22 protein-coding genes are annotated in these 21,852 nt (G+C 59.1%); 8 read left to right on the forward strand and 14 right to left on the reverse strand.

Features of this window, described 5'->3' with window-relative positions:
• Positions 1-36: 36 nt before the first annotated feature.
• From M5B44_RS19480 to M5B44_RS19510, 7 genes are all read right to left on the reverse strand, one after another.
• Positions 37-3,696 carry a transporter substrate-binding domain-containing protein gene (locus M5B44_RS19480; protein ID WP_248740207.1) on the reverse strand — a complete coding sequence of 1,220 codons (3,660 nt, stop codon included), beginning with the start codon at positions 3,694-3,696 and terminating at the stop codon, positions 37-39.
• Between the two features lie 8 nt (positions 3,697-3,704).
• Entirely contained in the window at positions 3,705-4,331 is a 627-nt protein-coding gene (locus tag M5B44_RS19485) for a response regulator transcription factor (RefSeq protein ID WP_119429618.1), read from the reverse strand.
• Positions 4,332-4,689: 358 nt separating this feature from the next.
• A complete protein-coding gene (locus M5B44_RS19490; protein WP_248740208.1) occupies positions 4,690-6,018 on the reverse strand; it encodes a deoxyguanosinetriphosphate triphosphohydrolase in 1,329 nt (442 codons plus the stop codon).
• A gap of 68 nt (positions 6,019-6,086) precedes the next feature.
• On the reverse strand, positions 6,087-7,250 hold the full coding sequence (locus M5B44_RS19495; RefSeq protein ID WP_248740209.1) for an EAL domain-containing protein: 1,164 nt from the start codon (positions 7,248-7,250) through the stop codon (positions 6,087-6,089).
• 124 nt (positions 7,251-7,374) lie between these two features.
• Positions 7,375-7,713: a hypothetical protein gene (locus M5B44_RS19500; RefSeq protein ID WP_248740210.1), complete on the reverse strand. Its 339-nt coding sequence runs from the start codon at positions 7,711-7,713 to the stop codon at positions 7,375-7,377.
• Complete coding sequence (locus tag M5B44_RS19505; protein WP_065257074.1) at positions 7,710-8,096, reverse strand: phage holin family protein; 387 nt, start codon at positions 8,094-8,096, stop codon at positions 7,710-7,712. Before M5B44_RS19505 ends, M5B44_RS19500 begins: the two co-directional genes overlap by 4 nt.
• 2 nt (positions 8,097-8,098) lie before the next feature.
• Positions 8,099-8,413, reverse strand: coding sequence for a DUF883 family protein (locus M5B44_RS19510; protein ID WP_085710739.1), 315 nt, complete (start codon positions 8,411-8,413; stop codon positions 8,099-8,101).
• 316 nt (positions 8,414-8,729) lie between these two features.
• Between M5B44_RS19510 and M5B44_RS19515 the strand changes: the two genes are divergently transcribed.
• Complete coding sequence (locus M5B44_RS19515) at positions 8,730-9,938, forward strand: ammonium transporter (protein ID WP_248740211.1); 1,209 nt, start codon at positions 8,730-8,732, stop codon at positions 9,936-9,938.
• On the opposite strand, the gene M5B44_RS19520 is transcribed toward M5B44_RS19515, so the two are convergent.
• Positions 9,935-11,647 carry a cation:proton antiporter gene (locus M5B44_RS19520; RefSeq protein WP_248740212.1) on the reverse strand — a complete coding sequence of 571 codons (1,713 nt, stop codon included), beginning with the start codon at positions 11,645-11,647 and terminating at the stop codon, positions 9,935-9,937. The two genes, M5B44_RS19515 and M5B44_RS19520, sit on opposite strands and share 4 nt — an antisense overlap.
• A gap of 202 nt (positions 11,648-11,849) precedes the next feature.
• Between M5B44_RS19520 and M5B44_RS19525 the strand changes: the two genes are divergently transcribed.
• The 3 genes from M5B44_RS19525 (at position 11,850) to M5B44_RS19535 (ending at position 13,531) form a co-directional block, all read left to right on the forward strand.
• Complete coding sequence (locus tag M5B44_RS19525) at positions 11,850-12,086, forward strand: glutaredoxin family protein (RefSeq protein WP_114884529.1); 237 nt, start codon at positions 11,850-11,852, stop codon at positions 12,084-12,086.
• 164 nt (positions 12,087-12,250) lie between these two features.
• On the forward strand, positions 12,251-12,568 hold the full coding sequence (locus M5B44_RS19530; protein WP_085710735.1) for a transcriptional regulator: 318 nt from the start codon (positions 12,251-12,253) through the stop codon (positions 12,566-12,568).
• Between the two features lie 69 nt (positions 12,569-12,637).
• Entirely contained in the window at positions 12,638-13,531 is an 894-nt protein-coding gene (locus tag M5B44_RS19535; RefSeq protein ID WP_248740213.1) for a pseudouridine synthase, read from the forward strand.
• A gap of 74 nt (positions 13,532-13,605) precedes the next feature.
• Here the strand turns inward: M5B44_RS19535 and M5B44_RS19540 are convergent, their stop codons facing one another.
• Together M5B44_RS19540 and mobA are read right to left on the reverse strand one after the other, a co-directional pair.
• Positions 13,606-13,827, reverse strand: a complete 222-nt coding sequence (locus M5B44_RS19540; RefSeq protein ID WP_085710733.1) for a YgdI/YgdR family lipoprotein — start codon at positions 13,825-13,827, stop codon at positions 13,606-13,608.
• A gap of 77 nt (positions 13,828-13,904) precedes the next feature.
• Entirely contained in the window at positions 13,905-14,507 is a 603-nt protein-coding gene (mobA, locus tag M5B44_RS19545; protein WP_248740214.1) for a molybdenum cofactor guanylyltransferase MobA, read from the reverse strand.
• Between the two features lie 81 nt (positions 14,508-14,588).
• Between mobA and moaB the strand changes: the two genes are divergently transcribed.
• Positions 14,589-15,128, forward strand: coding sequence for a molybdenum cofactor biosynthesis protein B (gene moaB / locus M5B44_RS19550; protein ID WP_248740215.1), 540 nt, complete (start codon positions 14,589-14,591; stop codon positions 15,126-15,128).
• Positions 15,112-16,338 (forward strand): gephyrin-like molybdotransferase Glp, encoded by a 1,227-nt coding sequence (gene glp / locus M5B44_RS19555; protein WP_248740216.1) that lies wholly within the window; start codon positions 15,112-15,114, stop codon positions 16,336-16,338. Before moaB ends, glp begins: the two co-directional genes overlap by 17 nt.
• A 42-nt stretch (positions 16,339-16,380) precedes the next feature.
• Here glp and M5B44_RS19560 read toward each other — a convergent pair whose 3' ends face one another.
• Positions 16,381-16,689, reverse strand: a complete 309-nt coding sequence (locus M5B44_RS19560) for a hypothetical protein (protein WP_192552129.1) — start codon at positions 16,687-16,689, stop codon at positions 16,381-16,383.
• A gap of 314 nt (positions 16,690-17,003) precedes the next feature.
• On the opposite strand from M5B44_RS19560, the gene yegS reads away from it, so the two are divergent.
• On the forward strand, positions 17,004-17,921 hold the full coding sequence (yegS, locus tag M5B44_RS19565; RefSeq protein ID WP_248740217.1) for a lipid kinase YegS: 918 nt from the start codon (positions 17,004-17,006) through the stop codon (positions 17,919-17,921).
• Here yegS and M5B44_RS19570 read toward each other — a convergent pair.
• From M5B44_RS19570 to M5B44_RS19580, 3 genes are all read right to left on the reverse strand, one after another.
• Positions 17,905-18,564, reverse strand: coding sequence for a response regulator transcription factor (locus M5B44_RS19570; RefSeq protein ID WP_085710728.1), 660 nt, complete (start codon positions 18,562-18,564; stop codon positions 17,905-17,907). The two genes, yegS and M5B44_RS19570, sit on opposite strands and share 17 nt — an antisense overlap.
• Positions 18,561-19,454 (reverse strand): sensor histidine kinase, encoded by an 894-nt coding sequence (locus M5B44_RS19575; RefSeq protein WP_134827815.1) that lies wholly within the window; start codon positions 19,452-19,454, stop codon positions 18,561-18,563. The genes M5B44_RS19570 and M5B44_RS19575 overlap by 4 nt, the downstream gene beginning before the upstream one ends.
• Positions 19,455-19,944: 490 nt before the next feature.
• Complete coding sequence (locus tag M5B44_RS19580; protein WP_096821100.1) at positions 19,945-20,415, reverse strand: hypothetical protein; 471 nt, start codon at positions 20,413-20,415, stop codon at positions 19,945-19,947.
• A 456-nt stretch (positions 20,416-20,871) separates the two neighbouring features.
• Between M5B44_RS19580 and M5B44_RS19585 the strand changes: the two genes are divergently transcribed.
• Positions 20,872-21,807 (forward strand): chemotaxis protein CheV, encoded by a 936-nt coding sequence (locus M5B44_RS19585; RefSeq protein ID WP_085710725.1) that lies wholly within the window; start codon positions 20,872-20,874, stop codon positions 21,805-21,807.
• The last annotated feature ends 45 nt before the right edge of the window (positions 21,808-21,852 follow it).

A 21,852-nucleotide genomic window follows, 5' to 3' on the forward strand; every position in this document is an offset into this window, starting at 1 on the left:
GAGTTGATAAACACACTGCTCAGCGTCCAAGCATAGTTAAGGCCCGGTCATTCTGCTGTGGTCGGTCAACGTCAGTTGCTGCTCCAACGCCTTCTCCAGTTCGAGAATGGCGAAGTTGCTCGCCTTGCACCGGCGTTCGATCTCCTCCACCGGCAAAGCTTGCAGGCAAGCCTGTTCGAGTGCGTCGCAACTGTTGATCAGGCGTGATGCCTGGGCAATGCGTGCAGCGCCTTTGATCTTGTGCGCCATCTCGGCCAGCGCCAGGTGATCCCGGTCGGGGGACAAGGCTTGTAGATCCCGGCGGTCATTCCGGCTGCTTTTCAGAAGTTCGGTCAACAGTCGCCTGGTCTGAGCGGGGTTCCCTCCGGTCAGCGCATAAAGCCCCTGCAGGTTGAACGCAGAGGTATGGAACACAGGTGCATCGAGGATTGGCCGGACACTGTCGACCCATTGGCTCAAGGCACTCAGGCTCAGTGGTTTGAACAGGCACTCGTTCATGCCGGCCTGCTTGCAGCGAAGCACCTCTTCCGGTTGGGCATTGGCGGTAAACCCCAGCACGGTGCAGGTCGGGCGTTGCGTAAGTTCTTCGTGGCGCCGGATCGCGCGGGTCAGTTCATAGCCGTTCATGACGGGCATGTTGCAATCGGCGATGACCAGATCGAATGCGCCGTTTTTCCATTGTTCCAGTGCGCTCTGGCCTTCTTCGGCAATGCTGAAACGGTGTCCCAGGAACTCGAGTTGCTGGCACATCAGCAGGCGATTGGCCGGGTGATCGTCGACCACCAGAACGTTGAGGGGCGTGAGGGCGGTCTGGATCTGTGGTTCGTGTTTCCGGCTTTTCACCTCAGCGGGCATGATCGCCAGTGGTAGCGACACCCTCACTTGTGTGCCGACTCCGGGCTGGCTGCTCAATTGCAGTTGCCCTCCCATCATTTCGCACAGGCTGCGGCTGATGACCAGCCCCAGTCCTGTACCGCTGATTGCCCGGTTCCTGCCATGGCTGGCCTGGGTGAAAGGTTCGAACAGCCGCTGCTGATCTTCGGCAGTAATACCGATGCCGCTGTCCTGAACCGTCAGTTGAACCTTCGAGCAAGCGGGAACATCGCTGTCCAGCAGTTCCAGCGAGATCCTGATCTGGCCTTTTTCGGTGAATTTGATGGCATTGCTGATCAGGTTCGACAGCACCTGTTTGAAACGCAAGGGATCCAGATGTACGTCGATGTTCAGTTCGGGCGGGGAGACGTTCACCACCAGTGCCAGCCGTTTTTGCCGGGCCAGGCCGTCGAAGATCCGGACCACCGAGGCGATGGTATCGATGAGATTGACCCGTTCGGGGCTCAGGCTCAGGCGCCCGGATTCGATCCGGGCAATATCCAGAATGTCACCGATCAGACCCAGCAGATCCTTGGCCGAGCTGTAGGCGGTTTCGATGCTGGATCGGTCCGGATGCACTTTGTCCATGCGCTTGAGTGTCAGTTCGAGCATGCCGATGACCGCGTTCATCGGCGTACGGATTTCGTGGCTCATGGTCGCCAGGAAAGTACTCTTGGCACGGTTGGCATCATCGGCCTGCTCCTTGGCGGCACGAAGCTCGTCGAGCAGCTCATGACGTTCACTGATATCGATCCAGCCGCCGATGATTCCCTGAACATCACCGCTGGAGTCGCGGTATGGCAGGATCCAGTGATAGATCGTCATGCGCCGGTTGCCGATATGCAACGGCCGGTCGAGCACCAGCGGTCTGCCCTCGTTCACGACCCGCTGGTAGTCGGCCTGAAAGGCCCTGGCTTCGAAGGCGTTGCTCAGAGCACCTTCCATCACATTCTTGCCGATGACGTCTTCGCGTCTGGCCTTGAAGGCTTCGAGGTAACTGTCGTTGCAGCTTTGCAGCAACCCTTGTCGATCACGCACATAGATCGGATGAGGCGTGCCGTTGACCAGCGAGCGCATGAACTCCAGTTGATCGTTCAAGGCGCGTTCGGCGGCCTGGCGCTGTTTGATCTGGCGACGCATATAGGCATTCCAGAGCATCGACAGCAGCAACAGCAGACCGGCCGCCCCGATCACCTGATAGAACAGACGCCGGTATTGGTGCCAGGTGCCTTGCGAAAGGCTTGAATAGCCCCTCCATCGACCATTGATGATGCCCAGTTCTTCGGGCGATATGCTCATCAGGGTCTTGTCGATGATCGAGCCCAGTTCGGTGTTGTCTCTGGCGGTTGCCAGGGAAAAGGCGGCTTGCCGGGTGCCGATGGTGGTCGTGATCTGCAAGGGGTGTTCGAAGATGTGCGAAGCGATGAAGTAGTTGGCGATCACCAGCGAGTTCACGGCGCCTTCGACCAGACCCTCGTCGAGCAATGCCACGGCACTGAAAGTGTCCGGGGTCTCGATCAACTGGATGAGTGGAAACTCGTTGCGCAGGTACTCGATCATCGGATTGCCCTGGGCGATGGCCAGGCGCTTGCGCTTGAGCTGACCCAGGTGGGTCGGACTGTCGGCAGCCTTGCGGGTCAGCAGGACATAGGAGTTTTCAAGGTAGGGGCGGCTGAACTTCAGGGTTTCCTCGCGTTGGGCGGTCGGCAGCAGGGCGGCGATCAGGTCGGCCTGATGGTTCTCGATCTGCTTGATCATCTCGACGTCGCTGCGGCTGCGGCGGATTTCGAAGCGCAGGCCGGTTCGCAACCGAATGAGTTCCAGCAGGTCGGCGCTGATGCCGCGAAAGTTACCATCGGTGTCAAAGAAGCTCAGGGGGGCAAAGGCCTCGTTGACGACCACGCTCACCACCGGGTGTTTCTTCAGCCACTGTTCTTCGCGGTGGGTCAGTTGCAGTTTCTGGTCGGTCAGCAAGGTATCGCTGCCGGCACTCCAGCGTTTGGCGATGGTTTCCCGCTCGCTGCCGGGGACAGCCTTGAGCACGTTATCGATGATACCCAGCAGTTGAGGATTGTCGCGACGCACGGCAAAGCTGAAACCGTGGGCTTCGTGCTTGCCGAAATTGGCCATGCGGATGTTGTTCAGATACCCCTTGCTGATCATGTAGTGGGTGGAAATGGTGTCGCCGAGAAATACGTCCGCCTGATCGAAGGCAACGGCGTTGATGGCATTCTGGTAAGACGGATAGGAGGTGATGAGGGCTTTGGGATACAGCGCCTTGACTTCGTCCAGCGGCAGATAGTGATACAGCATGCTCAGCCGCAATCCGGCCAGACCTTCGCTCAGAGACCGGGTTTCACCCGTACGGGTGACCAGTACCGGTTGATCGATGGCGTAAGGGCTGGACAGTACGATGTTGACGTTTTCCGCCTCCAGACCGTTGGACGTGCCAAGCATGTCGATGCTGCCGTCGACCAATGCCCGGATCGCCGCGTCTCGTGTGGCAAAGCGCTTGACCCTGACCGGCAGGCGGGTTGCCTGACCGATCAGTCCGGCGTAATCGGCCGTGAACCCTTCGTAATCGCGGCCGCTGGCCGTCATGTCAAAGGGTGGATAGTCGGGAGCCGATGTGCCCAGAACCAACTCATTGCGATTGTGCAACCAGTCCCGTTGTGAATGTTCAAGCGAGACTGGCAGCAACTTGTCGGTCGAACGACTGAGCAGGGCCAGGTCTTGCGAGATGACGGGGGCGGCTGTTACATGAGCACTCAACCCAAGGCATGCACTCAATACAATCAGGCAGTTTTTCAAGCGACTGGGCATGTCGTCTCTCACACGAGTGCGTTGCGTTTGGCCATTTCAATAAGTTCTACAAGGGATCTGGCTTTGAGTTTCTGCATCAGACGTTTTTTATAAGTACTGACGGTCTTGTTGCTGAGGAACATGCCTTTGGCAATTTCCTTGTTTGTTCGGCCTTGGGCGAATAGTTGCAATACCATCAATTCCCGGTCGTTGACGGATTTGAAAAGTTCCAGTTCTGCGTAGCGCACATCGTCATTGCGAACAGGGTTCAGGGCCTGGCTGGGGAAATAGTTGTATCCGGAAAGGACCGCCTTGATGGCACTGACCAGTTCGCTGAGGTCTTCCTGTTTGCAGACATAACCCGATGCGCCGGACTGCATGCAGCGAATGCCGAACAGCGTCGGGCACTGTGCGGTCAGGACCAGCGTCTTGAACGGGGAACTCATGGCGTTGAAACGGGCAAGGACTTCCAGGCCGTCCAGCTTTGGAATACTGATGTCGAGAATGATCAGGTCGGGGGCGCATTCACGAACCATTTGCATGGCATCGACCCCGTTATCGGTTTCACCGACGACCTTGTAACCTTCATGTTCCAATAGCATTCGAACGGCAAGACGAATAACCGGGTGATCGTCGACAATAAAAACGGAGTTCATAACAAAGTCCCATGCGAACACTAATAAAGGGCGCACCTTAGCTCAGATGAAAGAGCGGTCGCATGAGCCGACAGGACCTCGGTGGCAATCTAGGATCAGTCCTACAAATAAAGAGGAATGGGACTACGTGTGAACTAGTTTTGACGTAGGTAGCGGCTGGCTTCGCGAGTTGAACTTGTTCGATGGAGGGGGCGGGCGTGACTGAAAAACCTGTTTGTTTAATGTTTGTCAGTCATCAATGAGTTTCAGTTTTTTGTTGGCGATACGTCGCGAGCGTCGAACAGGGATATAAGGAAAGGATTGGAATATCCACCAGTCGCCCGCCCGGTCAATGCCTGACCGGGCGGGCGACGAAGTATCAATGGCTGGAGCGCCCTGTCATTTCCAGGGCCATGTCGCTGGCATAGCTGTCGGTCATGCCTGCGATGAAGTCGATCATGCGCAGGAACGATGCGTGCAACGGGCCTTGAGGGTCCGGCGCATTGTTGCCCAGCAAGTCGAGGATTCTGCGGCTCTTGAACGACGGTGTACGCCCGTTGTGTTGTTCGAGGGCCGCACCGCAGAACGCGTTGAGCAGAATCTCCAGCGTCGTGTAGGCGCCGATCTCATGCAGGGTCTTGCGCTTGTCCTGAAAGATTTTCTTGCGGGCAATGTCCTTGGCATTCAGCACACAACGTTTGGCCGGGCCGTGCATGTGCTCCACAAGGTCCCCGTGCAGCGTTCCCGCCAAGAGCGCATCCTGTTGTTCGACAAAGGCCCGGGCGGCGGCGTTGGTCAGGTGTTCGATGGCCTTGCCCCGAAGGATCGCCAGTTTGCGCCGGCGCGAATCCTGAGGGCCCAGCTGTCGGTAGGTTTCTGGCAGATCGTCGCCGACCAGACCCAGCAGCAGCGACTCGACCTCGGGATAGTCCAGCAGGTCCATCTCCAGGCCATCTTCCAGATCGATCAGCGCGTAGCAGATGTCATCCGCAGCCTCCATCAGGTAAACCAGCGGATGACGCGCCCAGCGCTGTTCTTCGAGTTGCGGCAGGCCGAGTTTGTGGGCGATCTGCTCCAGCAATGGCAACTCGCTCTGATAGCAGCCGAACTTGTGTTTCTTGTAACCCAGAGAGTCGGCGTGGCGCGCGGTCCACGGGTACTTGAGGTAGGTGCCGAGGGTCGCGTAGGTCAACCGGGTGCCGCCGTCGAACTGGTGATATTCCAGCTGCGTGAGAACCCGGAAACCCTGGGCATTGCCCTCGAAGTTCAGGAAGTCACCGCGTTCGGCGTCACTCATCGCATCCAGCCAGCCGCGTCCGGCGGCCTGCTGGAACCAATGGCGGATGGCGTCTTCGCCGGAATGGCCGAAGGGCGGATTGCCGATGTCATGGGCCAGGCAGGCGGACTGCACGACCATGCCCAGATCGCTTGGCTCGCACCACTCGGGCAGGGCGCGACGCAGCGTTTCGCCCACTCGCATGCCCAGCGACCGGCCGACGCAACTGACTTCCAGCGAGTGGGTCAGGCGCGTGTGGATGTGGTCGTTGCTCGACACGGGATGCACCTGGGTCTTGCGGCCCAGGCGGCGGAAGGCGCCAGAGAAAATGATGCGGTCATGGTCTTTGTGGAACGGGCTGCGGCCGAGTTCCTGCGGGCTGTGCAGCGGCTTGCCGAGACGTTCGCGGTTGAGCAGGGTTTGCCAATCCAAGGCTGATTCTCTCCGTCGGGTGACTGGTGCCCTAGCTTCCCGGTTCGGGCGAGTGTCTGCAAGCGCAACTACAGCCCGGCGGCGTCAATGTCGATCAACAGCAGGCGCTCGCCATTGTCGAAGAACTGCCCGGCGGTCAGGCAGTACTGGTTGCTGGTGGCATCGCGGTAGGTGTTGGAAAGCGTCAACCGGCGTTCTTCCCAGCCTTCGGCCAGCAGATGGTAGAAGTAGGGGCGCCACGACCAGTTATGGCCCAGGTAGCGGTTGTCGGCGACCCAGCCGCTTTGCCGCCATTCCAGGTTCGGCGTCAGTTGCGTGCCCTGACGGTCGCACTGATAAAACCGCAGCAACCACGGAAAGGCGTCCAGTTGCGGCAAGGCACTGAGCGGCGCGCGGGTTTGAGCCCAGCTCTGCAGAATCGACATCAATTCGCCGAGCTGTTGGCGCATGGACATCAACTTGCCGCGCTCGGCGAGTTTCTGCTTCACATAGGCCTGGCGAAGTTCAGCGAAGCGCTGGACGAAAGCATCCGTCGCAAAGAAAGCCTCCTGCGCCCGGGCGAACAGAAAACCCTGTACATAGCGTGAGCCGCATTCCAGTGCAAAATTCAGTTGTGCTTCGGTCTCCACGCCTTCGGCGATAATCCAGCAACCAGTCCTTTCGGCCATCTGCGCCAGTGCCTTGACCACATCGCTGCTGGGCCCGCCGAGCGCGGCGGCCTGAAACAGGCGCATGTCAAGCTTGAGGATGTCCGGCTGCAAGGCCAGCACGCGATCCAGCTGTGAATAGCCGGCGCCGAAATCGTCGATGGCGATCCGTGCGCCGGCATCACGATAGCGTGCGACGACTTCGGACAGACGCTGACTGTTGCCGCCCAGTTCGGTGATCTCGAAGACAATCCGCTGCGGGTCGACGCCACGCCGGGCGAGTTGTTTCAGGCTGGGTAGCGCCTGGTCGGCGCGCAGACGGCTGATCCAGCGCGGTGACATGTTCAGGCTGAGAAACCAGTCCGGCGGCGCTTCGTGAAATCGGCTCAGCGCATTGTCACGAATCTGCCGGTCGAGGCGGCGCAAGGCGGTAGCGGGCGTTCGTGGGTCGGCGAACAGCGGCCCGACCGATGTCAGTTGCCCTTGCGCCTGGCGCAATCGACCCAGAGCCTCGACGCCTGCAATGCGTCCGGTAGCGGTATCGATGAAAGGCTGAAAGCAGGCGAGCGGTTGCCCGTCGATCACGGGGCCTCCTTGGTCATTGTTGTTCTGGTGGGATCCTGCCGGCCGGATAGGCGAGCGGGATTGAATCTCCGGATGAAGAGATTCAATCCCGCCAGCAGTGCAAGAATGCAGCCAGATGTGGAACTCAGCGTTTGCCCGAGTTCTGCATGACCAGTTTGATCAGCGGCGCGAGGCTGGTACCGAGGCGGATCAACCGGCTCAGGCCGCCGATGCCACCGCTTTTCGCTCCTTTGCCGGTCAGGAACCCCAGCAGCGTCACGGCGGCCACGCCCCACAACGGCGCATGTTTGATGCCGAAACCTTCCTGCAGGTTTTGCGTCATGCCGCGCATGCGTTGCAAGGGCTGCAGCACCTGGCCGGTTTCGTGGCGGATTTCCTGACGATGCATTTCCATGCGCAGGCGGATCAGGGCCTTGCGCATTTCCTGGCGCGAGCTGTTGCGCGGAAGTTCAGGCAGGCTCATGGCAGCAGGCGCTCCCGGTCGTTGGCCAGTTCTTCCAGGGTGCCGTGGAAGGGCGAGGATTCATCGAAGATTGCCGCCTTCAGGCGCAGCCCGCAGAAGATCGCGGCCAGGGTGTAGAACACGCACAGGCCGATGATGGCGGCGAGCCGATAGGTGTCCCAGAACACGATCAGGACGAGGGTCGACAGGCCGACCAGCAACAGCAGTGCAAACACCAGCGCCAGGCCGGCGAACAGCAACAGGCTGACGGTGCGTGCTTTCTGCTCCTGCAACTCGATGCCGAACAACTCGACGTGACTGTGCAAAAGACCGAGGACGGCTGCACCCAGGCGCCGCGTGGAAGAGGCAGTGCCCGCAGTCGGGCCGGATTCACCGATCGACATGATCAGCGCCGCGTGGCCAGCAGGCCGATCAGAAAGCCCACGCCCGCCGCGATACCCACCGATTGCCACGGGTTGGCCGACACATAATCTTCGGTGGCGGTGACCGCAGCCTGGCCGCGCTCGCGCAGAGTGTCTTCGGTCAGCTTCAGGGTTTCCCGCGCGCGCAGCAGACTTTCGTGGATCTGTTCGCGCAATTCATCAGCCTGGTCACCGGCCAGCGTGGCGGTGTGTTCCAGCAACCGTTCGGTATCGCTGACCAGGGTCTGGAAGTCGTTCATCAGGATTTCTTGAGCAGTCTTTGCCTTGGTGCTGGCCATTGGGAATCTCCGTAAGTGGCGGTCTGAAGCGGCTTCTGAAACTTTCGAGTATGAGCCTTGCGTGAAGGTTCAGTACAAATGACTGGTACATCTTTTGCTGTGTCGTGGTGCGTCCTCCGGCAGCAGTGCTCTGTTGCCGGGCGCGAAGCCGGGAAATCATAGCCCGGATGACACGGGTTCAGCTCAGGACATCGACCTCGTGCGCCAAAGCGGTTCGCCGCCCCCTCGGGCTTGTGACTGTATGGTCGCAACTTGGTGCATGAAATGTCTGCATGAACCGCTTTGGTGCCTTTTTCAGCCTTGGGTCTGCCTCTTCATGGAAAATCTGCAAAGCGCTGTGGATACGCTCGTTCATAGTTCCAACACGTTGTTCATTCTGATCGGTGCGGTCATGGTGCTGGCCATGCACGCCGGTTTCGCCTTTCTGGAGGTCGGAACGGTTCGCCAGAAGAATCAGGTCAACGCTCTGTCGAAGATTCTCAGCGACTTCGCGGTGTCGACGCTGGCCTATTTCTTTATAGGCTATTGGATTTCCTACGGGGTGACGTTTCTGCAACCGGCGGCGGTGCTCAGTGCCGATCATGGTTACGGGCTGGTGAAGTTTTTCTTCCTGCTGACCTTTGCGGCGGCGATCCCGGCGATCATTTCCGGCGGCATTGCCGAGCGGGCGCGGTTCGTTCCGCAGCTGTGCGCGACGGCGCTGATCGTGGCGTTCATCTATCCGTTTTTCGAGGGGATGATCTGGAACGGCAACTATGGTCTGCAAGCCTGGCTGGCCGCGCAATTCGGCGCCTCCTTCCATGATTTCGCCGGCTCCGTGGTGGTTCACGCCATGGGCGGCTGGCTGGCGCTGGCAGCGGTGCTGTTGCTGGGCCCGCGCAACGGCCGCTACCGCGATGGCCGGCTGGTGGCATTCGCACCGTCGAGCATTCCGTTTCTGGCGCTGGGCTCGTGGATCCTGATCGTCGGCTGGTTCGGCTTCAACGTGATGAGTGCGCAAACCCTGCAGGGCGTCAGTGGCCTTGTGGCGGTCAATTCGTTGATGGCGATGGTGGGCGGTACGGTGGCGGCGTTGATCGTCGGGCGCAATGACCCGGGCTTTCTGCACAACGGTCCCTTGGCCGGTCTGGTGGCGGTGTGTGCCGGCTCCGACCTGATGCATCCGGTGGGCGCGCTGGCGACTGGTGCGATTGCGGGCGCCCTGTTTGTCTGGTGCTTCACGGCGGCGCAGGTCAAATGGCGGATCGACGACGTGCTGGGTGTCTGGCCGCTGCACGGCTTGTGTGGCGTATGGGGCGGCATCGCCTGCGGGATCTTCGGCTCGACCGCGTTGGGCGGGCTGGGTGGTGTCAGCCTGATCAGCCAGTTGATCGGTACGGTGTTGGGCGTTGGGGTGGCCCTGGCCGGCGGATTTGCCGTCTACGGCTTGATCAAGGCCCTGCATGGTCTGCGCCTGAGTCAGGAACAGGAGTATTACGGTGCGGACCTGTCGTTGCACAAGATCGGCGCGGTGAGCCAGGACTAAGTCTCTTCATCTTCGGCACCCGGGTAGAAGCCATGCAGCAGGCGATAGCGGTCGATACGCACCCGATCGACTTTTTCCTGCACCTGGTGTGCCGGCAGACCGAGCAGAATCAAGGCATGGGACGCGAGCATCAGGCTTGATTCCAACAGCTCCGGCACCACTTCGCTGGCGCCGGCGGCTTTCAGTTCGGCCCACTGGCTGTCGTCGCGGGTGCGCACCAGAATCGGCACTTTCGGGTTGAGTCGCCGGGCCTCCTTGAGCACCCGCAACGCCACATCGCTTTTATCCACGGCAATCACCAGCAGCCTTGCGCGCAGCAAACCGACCGCAGTCAGCAGGTCGCCACGCGCAGAGTCGCCGTAATGCACGTCGCGTTCGACGGTGGCTGCTTCCTGAATACGTACGGGGTCGTTGTCCAGGGCAATGTAAGGTTGCCCGGCGTTGCGCATGAAACGTCCGATCGACTGACCGACACGCCCGTAGCCGCAGATCACCACATGCTGATCGAGGCCGGCATTGAGGGCGCTGATTTCCTCGATCTGCGCTTCCTGATTGGGTTTGCGGTGCAGGGTGGCGGCGATGCGGGGGGCTGCGCGCAACATCAGCGGCGTCAGCAGCATCGAGCAGAACGTCGCAGCGAGGAGCAGGGCGCCGAGATCGGTGGGCATCAACCGGTTCTGCTGCATCTGCGCCATCAGGGCGAAACAGAACTCGCCGCCCTGAGCCAGGGCCAGGCCGCTGCGCCAGGCGGTTTCATTGTCGCTGCCACGCCATTTCACCAGCAGCGCCACCACTGAGCCCTTTATCACCAGCAAGCCCAGGGTCATGGCGATAATCACGACGCTGTGGCTGGCAAACAATTGCAGGTCGATCAGCATGCCGATGCTGACGAAGAACAGGCCGAGCAGGATGTCGCGGAACGGCCGGATATCGGCCTCGATCTGATGCCGATAATGACTTTCCCCCAGCAGCATGCCGGCCAGGAACGCGCCGAGGGCAGGGGAGAGGCCAAGCAGGTGAGTCAGCCAAGCGGTGAGCAACACGATCACCAGCGCCAGCAGCACGAACAGCTCGGCCGAGCGCGATGCCGCCACCTCCTGAAACAGACGCGGCAACAGCCAGCGACTGGCCAGCAGCAAGCCGATGAACAGCACGACAGTCTTGATCAGTGTCAGCGGCAACGCCCAATACCAGGCTTGATCGCTGCTGCCGGCGAAGACGGGTACCAGCGTCAGCAATAATACGGCCACCACATCCTGAAACAACAAAACCCCGACCGCATTCTGCCCATGGCTGCTGAATATTTCACCGAGACTTCCCAGTTCCTTGGTGACGATCGCCGTCGACGAAAGTGAAAGCCCCGCGCCGAGCAGCAGCGCCGGGGTAAGGGGCATGCCCAGCAGCATCAGCACGCTTCCCAGCAGCGCTGTGCTGACCAGCACCTGTTGGCTGCCCAGACGAAAAACCACCTGGCGCAGGGCAATCATTTTCGACAGGGAGAATTCCAGCCCCAGGGAAAACAGCAGAAACACCACGCCCAACTCGGCAAGATCCGGCAGATGCTCGCTCTCGTTGATCCAGTCGAACGCTTTCGGCCCGACCATCAGCCCGACGCACAGATAGCCCAGCACCGGTGGCAGGCGCAGGCGGCGAAACAGGGCAATCATCACCAGGGACGAGGCAAGAATGATCAACAGATTGGCAAACACAAAACACTCCGGTGGCAGGGTCAGGCTCTTCAAGCGTAGAGGCAAAAAACACCGGAGCATGGTGTAAAACGCATTTGTGCGGGCTGATTTGAGTCAGGGTTTTGCGAGGATAAACTCGCTCAAAAACTTGAGGTCTCTGACGGGTCGACGGGTTCACAGGTCAGGCCTAAAATGGCCAATCAAAATTTGGGATTGAACGCGCATGCTTCCTGAATGCCAGTTGTTCGGCACCCTGGGGTGCCATCTGTGTGAAGTCGCTGAAGCCGAGCTGATGCCGTTCGTCGAGCATGGCCTGCTGGTGGAGCTGGTGGACATTGCCGACGACGAGTCCTGGTTCGAGGCCTACAGCCTGCGGATCCCCGTGCTGCGCCGGACCGATACCGGAGCGGAACTGGGCTGGCCGTTCAGCGCTGATCAGGTTGTGGCATTTCTGCGTTAATCCTTTCCCTCGATGCTGTCTGGCCATTCATCGAGACGGTTATCGAACCTTGGCACTCTCGGGTTTATTCGGTTACTGTATGTTCATACAGTAATTGGGTGGGCTCGCCATGCTTCTTTTTTTGGGCAATGAGCAGGGCAGCCAGGACGTCAGAGGGATGAACCGTGGTCAATGTCGAACAGTTGAAAAGCAGCGTGAACCGGATGTCGGTTGATGTGGTGCACGACGCCGTCCGCGAATTGCGTCTGGACGGTCTGGTCACGGAGGGCAAGACGCCTTTCAACAAGCTGCATTTCAATACCTGTTTTGCCGAGATCGAGGCGTTGTTCCAGCGCGCCGGCTATCACAAACAACTGGATGTGGTGGGTTATCAGGGACTGTTGTACGCCTTGTACGACCCGGGTCGCTGGGAGGCTGTCGATGTACTGCGCTGGCTGAAGGAGTTCACCGAGGCCGCGGCCCTCAAATCGATTCCCGCCTGATTCTGCGCTAGGTCTGCTGCGTCCGGTGTTGGATAATGCCGCTCTGCTTTGAGGGTTCGAGTTCTCCGTATGTCCAGCACATCTACATTTTCCGCCGCACAGAATCAGGCCAGCACGCTTTATCTGCCTCCCGGCGACTGGCGGACGGTGTTCGATTGTCTGTGTGATCACTTCAGTGCCATCGGACGGGATCAGTGGCTGGACCGGATTGCCCGAGGCCGGGTACTGGATGGCGAAGGCCAGCCGATTGCGCTGGACCTGCCGTACAAGGAAGGCCTGCGCATCCATTACTTTCGCGAAGTGCCGGATGAAAAGCCGATTCCGGTGGTCGAGTCGATTCTCTACGCGGACGAACATCTTGTCGTTGCAGACAAACCCCATTTCCTGCCGGTGACGCCAGCGGGGGAATACGTGGAACAAACGCTGCTGCGCCGGTTGATTCGTCGTCTGGACAACCCGCACCTGGTGCCGCTGCACCGAATCGACCGGCACACCGCCGGGCTGGTGATTTTTTCGGCCAATCCGCAAACACGTTCGGCGTATCAGTCATTGTTCCCTACACGGCAAATCGAAAAACGCTACGAAGCCATCGCTGCTGCATTGCCGGGGCTGGATTTTCCGTTGGTACACAAGAGCCGTATGGTCGATGGCGAGCCTTTTTTCCGCATGCAGGAAGGTCCCGGTGTCAGCAACACCGAAACGGCAGTGGAAGTGCGGGAACGGAACGGCGACCTCTGGCGTTACGGCCTGTATCCGGTGACCGGCAAGAAACACCAGTTGCGGGTGCACATGACGGCATTGGGTGCGAGCATCTGCAACGATCCGTTCTATCCCGAGGTGTTGAAGGACGTCGAGGACGATTACACCAAACCGCTCAAGCTGCTGGCGCAGGGTTTGCGGTTCATTGATCCAGTGACGGGGCAGGTGCGTGATTTTGAAAGCCGGATCACGCTGGACTGGTGAGAAATAGTGCAAGCCATCTTTCTGACGCCCACGAAAAAGCCCGCAAATGCGGGCTTTTCTGTATCTGGCGTCGCTTACAGTTCTTTAACGGTGCGAACCTGATCCTTGTTGATGCGAGTCTGCTTGCCGTCCAGCTGTTCGAATTCGTAGAAGCCCGAATCCTTGTCGTATTTAGGCGAGTCGACGGCCTGGATTTCGCGACCGTCATTCAAGGTGATCACCGTTGGCGAAGCGCAACCGGCGAGGGTGGCCAGGCCCAGTGCGAGCATGAAAGTGGCGAGAGTCCGTTGAGTCATGTGTTTGTCTCCGAAGGGAATTCTTTTGGTTACTGAGCTGTAGACGTATGCAAGGCGTGAGAGTTCCTTGAATGCGGTCAGTCTGACACAGTGTTATGAGAGCTTAACAGTTCCGGGGTATTGAGATTGGCCAGCCGTGGGTCGTTGTCCGGGCAAATCAGGGCCTGGGCTCCAAGGCTGCGCATGAGTCGGCCAGGGCTGCGCTCTCCCTCGTGCCAGGCCTCTTCGAATGCGGGCTGAAGCGCCACCGGAATTACGCAAAGCAGTGGTTCCCAGTGCTCGTCGTGACGCAGCATCAACGGGTTTTCAGGGTGCAGGCTGGCGGTCTCGCGCATGCTCTGTAAGAGGGGAAGATCGATTCGCGGTACGTCGCATGGCAATACCAGCAGATGGGAATGGCGAGCGGCTCGCAAACCGGCACGGATGCCAGCCAATGGTCCGGGAAAGTCTTCTTCGTCGTCCGTCACCAATTGATCGGCGAAGGGCGCATAGCGTTCGCGATTGCGGTTGCAGGAAATGATCAGATCGTCGGTCAGCGGGCGAACCTTGCGCTGCAAATGAGCGATCAGCGGTTCCCCGTGCCATTCAATCAGCCCCTTGTCCTGGCCACCCATGCGTTGACCGCGCCCGCCGGCCAGCAGCAGGACGGAGCAGGAGGGCAGTTGCGTATTCGAAGTCATGGCAGCTCTCCGCAGGTTCGGTGAAAAAATGGGGCGCTGTGATATAACACCGGGCTGTTTCTCCTACAACTGGATGAGCCTATGAAAGCCAAGGCTGATGTACCTTTTGCACCGCTCAATATCGCGGTATTGACGGTCAGCGACACCCGCACTCTGGAAACCGATACTTCCGGCCAGGTCTTCGTCGACCGTTTGACCGCTGCCGGTCACAACCTGGCGGAGCGGGTATTGCTCAAAGATGACCTGTACAAAATCCGCGCGCAAGTTGCCCACTGGATTGCTGAAGATGCCGTGCAAGTGGTGCTGATCACCGGGGGCACAGGCTTTACCGGTCGCGACAGTACACCGGAAGCCGTTGCGTGCCTGCTCGACAAGCAGGTGGATGGTTTTGGTGAACTGTTCCGGCAGATTTCGGTGGCTGATATCGGTACTTCCACTGTGCAATCCCGTGCACTGGCTGGACTGGCTAACGGTACGCTGGTTTGCTGCCTGCCAGGTTCGACCAACGCGGTGCGCACCGGTTGGGATGGCATCCTGGCCGAGCAACTGGATTCGCGGCATCGCCCGTGCAATTTCGTCCCTCACCTGAAACAGGCGGCTCCTTGTGAATCCCGCGGGTAAGCCTGGCAAGACCGGCAGCCTGATGCCGGTCGAGGTGGCCTTGGCGCGTCTGCTGGAAATGGCTGATGCCTCGCGTATTGTCGAGTCCGAGTGTCTGCCATTGGCGCAGCTCGAGGGGCGGGTGTTGGCGCGGGATCTGGTTTCGACACTGGATCTGCCGCCGTGGCCCAACAGTGCCATGGACGGGTATGCCTTGAACCTGGCTGACTGGACCAGTGAGCCGATGCCCGTCAGTCAGAAGATTTTTGCCGGTCAGTCGCCTGTACCGCTGGAACCGGGAACCTGTGCCCGTATCTTTACGGGGGCACCCGTTCCACCGGGCGCCGATTGCGTCGAGATGCAGGAAAACGCCGTGACCGAGGCCGACGGACGAGTCCGGTTCATCGAGTCCATGGTGTTCGGGCAAAACATCCGCCCGCAGGGTCAGGAAACCACGGTGGGCGAATTGGTCCTGTCCGCGGGAACCCGGCTCGGTCCGATCGAGCTGGGGTTGGCTGCGTCTTTGGGCTGCGCCGGCCTTGAAGTGATCCGCAAGCCCCGTGTGGCAGTGCTGTCCACTGGCGATGAGCTGGTTGAACCGGGAGCGGCACTGGGTCCGGGACAGATTTACAACAGCAACCGGGTGGTGCTGTGCAGCTGGCTGCAGCGTCTGGGCTGTGAAGTGCTGGATGCCGGGATTCTTCCAGATGACTTGTCCGCCACCCGAGCGCGTCTTGGGGAGCTCGAAGAGGCCGACTTGATACTGTCGACCGGAGGCGTATCGGTTGGGGAAGCGGATTTCCTCGGCGTCGCGCTTAGGGAGGAGGGTGAGCTGACGCTGTGGAAGCTGGCGATCAAGCCCGGGAAACCTTTGACTGTTGGGCATTTTCGGGGTGTTCCGGTCATCGGTCTGCCCGGCAACCCCGCGTCGACGCTGGTGACTTTTGCCTTGTTGACCAAGCCTTATCTGCTGCGTCGTCAGGGTGTGCAAGATGTAGAGCCTCTCAAGTTTCCAGTCCCGGCTGGATTCGTCTGGCCCCAGGCCGGTAATCGGCGTGAATTCCTGCGGGGGCGACTGGAGCAGGGACAGGCAACTATCTACCGAAACCAAAGTTCAGGTGTTCTGCGCAGCGCCGCCTGGGCTGATGGGTTGGTAGAAGTGCAGGAGGGGCGCACCCTGATCCAGGGAGAAATGGTGCCCTTCATTCCCCTGAGTGACCTTCTCGGCTGATCATTGAAATGCAGGCCCGGCGCGGGCCTGCATTTCTGTAAGTCATCGGCTGATCAGCGTCACGAGCTGGTCGAAGCGACTATTGGCAACCCAGCCCAACAATCCAAGGACCACTGCTGTGGCGCCCGCAGAGTAGGCGAGACGATGTTTGATGGCTTTGACGTCTCCCTTTACTTCGTCCATGTCTCGGCGAATATATTTGAGGTGGGTTTCCAGCTCGGTGACACGGGGGTCCATGATTTTTTCTCCAGTGTTTTTGGCGCTGCTCTTGAGTTCGGGTTTATGGCAGGCGCGACTGCCGGAGAGGGGGGCAACCGGACTTGCGGTCATTCTTGCGTCATGACCGTGCATGGGAAATTCCGCCTGCTGCCATGAGTTTCTGCCGGCTGAAACTGCTGCTCGAATGATCCAGCGTCCGGGTGATGTTTTGACTCATTACCTGCACATCCTTGTGTTATCGGGTTAAAGATTGCTGCCTCAGACCCACAGTGTACGAATGGTCTGGATGGGTCAATTGAGCCGATTCCTTACATTCCGTACGAAAAAATACCGCCTTGTAGGACGAATGAGCCGCGTCGCTGGAAATACTTGGGATTACGGTGGCTCTTTTGCGTGCTGTGAGGGTCAAGATGTCCCGAACTGATTTGATAACGGGAGTGGCCAATATGGATGAGCGCAGGGCATTGCTGATTCTGCATGGCAAGCAGGCACTTAACGAAGCGGTTCGTGCCGCCGTTGAACACAAGCGCAAGCAGGGCTGGGAATTGGCGGTACGCCTGACCTGGGAGGCCGGTGATGCCCAGCGTCTGGTCGAAGAGGCCCTGGCTGGTGGATACAGGCAGATCATCGCCGGCGGTGGCGATGGCACCTTGCGCGACATCGCCGAGGCCCTGGCGGCTCACCCGGGAGAGGCCAGTCTGGTGCTGCTGCCACTGGGAACCGCCAACGATTTTTCCCGCGCGGCCGGTATACCCCCGGAGCCCGCCGAGGCGCTTGAGTTGCTCGGTGCACCTGCCCATGACATTGATCTGGGTGAGGTGGGCGGGCAGATATTCCTGAACATGGCCACGGGCGGGTTTGGCAGTCAGGTCACTGCCAATACCTCGGAGGATCTGAAAAAGGTGCTGGGCGGCGCGGCCTATCTGTTTACGGGCCTGTCGCGATTCAGTGAGTTGCACGCCGCCTATGGCGAATTGCAGGGGCCGGACTTTCACTGGAGCGGTGAACTGCTCGCGCTGGGTATCGGTAATGGCCGCCAGGCAGGCGGAGGACATGTGTTGTGCCCGGAGGCACTGGCGGATGACGGCCTGCTGGATATCAGTATTCTGCCGGCACCACAGGAGCTGGTCGGCACGCTGAAAAACCTGCTCAGCGACGGATTCGGTCTCGACAACATGTTTGTCCGCACGCGTTTGCCGTGGGTCGAAATCAAGGTTGCCGAAGGGCTCTGCATCAATCTTGATGGCGAGCCGCTGGAAGGCGACAGTCTGCGGTTTGCGGCTCGTCCGGCGGCATTGCGTGTGCATTTGCCGGAGAACTCGCCGCTGTTGGGCAGGACGCGGCGGGTCAGTCGTCCAGACTGATGATCTGCTCCCGTACGGCAAACAGTACCAGCCCCGCCACATCGTAGATCTGCAGGCGTTTCATGATCTGCGAGCGGTGGGTTTCCACAGTCTTGATGCTCAGACCCAAACCATTGGCGATCTCACGGGTGGACTTGCCGCGAACGATCAGGCGCAGGATTTCCAGCTGGCGAGCCGTCAGGTTGTGGGAATCGGCGACTTCCGGTTGCAACTTCTGATTGCGTGTCAGGGCCTGGTTGATCACCGTGTGGGCGATGGCCGGGCTCAGGTAGCGTTCGTTGTTGCGCAGGGCTTCCAGTGCGTGTTCGAGCTCGGTGGCCGTGGTGTCCTTGAGCAGATAGCCATGAGCACCGGATTCCAGTGCCTGCATGATCAGCGCAGGGTCGGTGTGCATCGACAGAATCAGCACTTTGCTGTGCGGGCGAACCCGTCTGAGCCGCTGCAATGCCTCCAGGCCGCCGGTTTCTCTCATGGAAATATCCAGCAAGACGATATCGGGGTTCAACTGCTCGACCATCTCGAGCAATTGCGAGCCGTCATTGGCCTCGCCGATTACCGCGTAACCGGGAATATCCAGCACCAGAGCGCGCACGCCGGCTCTGATCAGCGAGTGGTCATCCACCAGAAGTAAGTTACAAGTCAACGCATAACCTTATTCGTACTGGCCCGCTCGAGTGCACGGGGCGCCCAGGGGAATAGTGCTTCGATTTGAGTGCCTTTGCCCGGTTCGCTCGTCACGCTCAGGCTGCCGCCCAGTTGCTCGATCCGTTCGGCCATCCCGGCCATGCCTCGTTGTCCTTCACGACCGGGATTGGCGGCCGGGGCAAACCCCAGACCGTCATCGCTGATCAGCAGGGTCAAGCCTTGGGGAAGGCGTTGCACGCGGATCAGCAGGTTCTTGGCCTGCGCATGTCGCAGGATGTTGGTCACGGCTTCCTGAGTGATGCGGAAGGCGGCGACAGCCATTTCTTCAGGGATGCCGTTCAAACGCTGCTGACAGTCCAGGCTCCAGTGAACCGATGTATTGGCCAGTGTCTTGAGCAAATGCGCGCGCAGACTGGCTTCCAGTCCGAGGCTGGTCAGTTGTCGTGGGTTGAGAATGGCCGAAACGTCGCGGACTTTATTGAGGGTTTCCTCAAGGGTGTCGCAGAGTGCCGAACATTGTTCCTGAAGCTCTTCGGGCAGACGCCGTTTGAGCCATTCGCTCTGCAACTTGGCGGCGGTCAGCAACTGGCCGATATCGTCGTGCAGTTCACGGCTGAGGCGATGGCGTTCGTTTTCCTGGACTTCGAGCAATCGATCGGCCAGCTCCTGGGGCTGAAACTTGATCGACTTGCGCGACAGGCGATGCTGGGTAAAGACGCAAGCGGCGGCTGCCACGTTGAGCAGCAGCAGGCCAAATGACAACGGTGCGGACAGGCAATAAGTCAGCAGACTGCCCAAAGCTGCACCAATGCAAAGCGTGAGCGTGAACCTGCGCGCGTTTTCTCGGGAGGGTGGCCATGTGGCGATTGACTTGAGGCTGGCGTACATAGCGGATGGAGCCAATGGATGTTCGCTGCGGGCAGACCGGTCAGAGTGGCTGGCGGTCTCTGTCTGAAAATCTGTGATTCAGGTTGTTGGTTTCAATACGGTTCAGTGATCGATAATTGACTGCCAACTTCGGAGCAGACCGATCATTGAAGTCACTGTGCCATTAAGTGAAAGCAACTAACGCGCGGCATAATACCACTTAACATACCGTTGGTCGCGTTCGCCCTATATGTCCAAAGAGTCAGGAAATACGCCATGTTGGACGTGAGTTCCATAATGGAAAAAGTTGATTTATTGGAGTCGATAATTATCGGTGACACCTGAAGTCTTCAATTTTTATACACAGGTAAACCCTGACTTCAACGGTAGGCAGTCTGCATGTTGAAGCGTAATTATTTATTTGGAGATGTCGCTGGCAGGCATGAGTTATTCAATTGCGACATTCGATGGCTCGAACTAACAGGCTCCAACGGACCCGGCGTGCACTCGATTACGCTTGCCGCTCCGAGTAAGACACGAGGGACAAGGGTTTGGCACTGAGCGGCGGTTGAAACTGGCTCTGCCCAACCTGGAAGGCGAACGCTTCGATGAGGGACGTCTGCTCGCTTTCGTCCAGGCTTAGCTGGCCGGTGCTCTGGTCGACCAGTTCAAGTTGCCATGCCATCAGAGTGAAGCAGTCTTTCAGGGCATCGAGCGCCTGGGCATGCAGGTCGACATGATCTTGCGTCTGAGTGAGCAAACCGTGCAGGTGCAGGCAGAACTCGGAGACTGCCACCAGTGCCAGGGCATCGGCCTTGTTCGCCAGTTTGAGCAGGGTGCTGAGCATGCAATCGATTGCGTCCTTGTCATTGCTGATCAGTTGCAAATGACTCAGGCACTCTTCGGACTTGGCCAGGAGCGTTTCAGCCTCGACAAGAAATTCGGGGAACCGCTGCGCCCACTCTTTACGGTCGTTCGGCATGCTTATCTCCACAACGTCATGTCTGATGAGCGAATGTCGTGTGTGTCGACGATCATGAACCGTCGTGAGATCGCGCCCTGCAGTGCCGAGAAGGCTGGTGCCGGGGGTTTCGAGAGGATGGGGTTCCACTGAACTGCGATCGCACACAAAAGCCTGACTCCGTTCATGCAATGAGAATGGCGTCACATTAATGGCTATTGGATATTGCGAACATCAGGTTGGGCCTGATTGTTACTAGGGGAATCCCTTAGACACGGGAACCTACGGTGCAAACCGAGGTCGCGCCGCAGAGAATGTAGCAGATGAAATCACGGGGGCCAGTAAAGCATGATGTTAATGTGACATCAATGCCTGCTCATGGCATTTTGTAGGTGATTTGTATGGGGATCAAGATTGGCCGGAATCCGCCGATAACCCCCTTTAATGAATTCACCAGAACAAGCCCAGGAGTCATTGATGGCCGGCATTCTCGATACGGTAGACCAACGCACGCAACTGGTGGGTGAGAATCGCCTGGAAATTCTCATGTTTCGACTGGCCGGGCGCCAATTGTTCGCGATCAACGTGTTCAAGGTTCAGGAAGTCCTGCAACTGCCGAAGCTGACCCTGATGCCTCAGCGTCACCCGTTTGTCTGCGGTGTGGTCAACCTGCGCGGCCAGACCTTGCCGGTGATCGACCTGTCCCAGGCGATCGGCATGCGCCCGCTGGTGCCGGGCCCCAACAGCACGATCATCGTTACGGAATACAACCGTTCGGTACAGGCCTTCCTCGTCGGTGGTGTGGATCGCATCGTCAACATGAACTGGGAAGCCATCCTGCCGCCGCCGACCAGCGCCGGTCGCCAGCACTACCTGACCGCCATCAGCAAGGTCGACGATCAACTGGTGGAAATCATCGACGTCGAGAAAGTCCTTGCCGAAATTGTTCCGTACAACGCCAAGGTGTCCCGCGACAAACTGGAGGATCCGGTCCTGGAGCGTGCCCGCGGCCGTGAAGTGCTGCTGGTGGACGATTCCAATGTGGCGCTGTCGCAATTGCGCGACACCCTCGGCCAGTTGGGCGTGAAGATGCACATCGCCAGCGACGGTCTGAAAGCCCTGAACATGCTCAAGGCCTGGGCCGACACCGGGGTCAACATGACCGACAAGTTGTTGATGATCTTCACCGACGCGGAAATGCCGGAAATGGACGGCTATCGCCTGACCACCGAAATCCGCAACGACCCGCGTCTGCGTGGCCTGTATGTGGTGTTGCACACTTCGCTGTCCGGCAGCTTCAACGACTCGATGGTGAAGAAGGTCGGCTGCGACAACTTCCTCTCCAAATTCCAGCCGGACAAGCTGGTCGATGTGGTGCGCCAGCGTCTGATGCTCGACGAAGTACCGGCCTGATCAACTTGTCGAGGCTGACCCGGCGTCAGCCTTTGATTCGGCGAC

Source organism: Pseudomonas sp. MWU12-2029 (genome assembly GCF_023242425.1).
Lineage (GTDB): Bacteria > Pseudomonadota > Gammaproteobacteria > Pseudomonadales > Pseudomonadaceae > Aquipseudomonas > Aquipseudomonas kribbensis.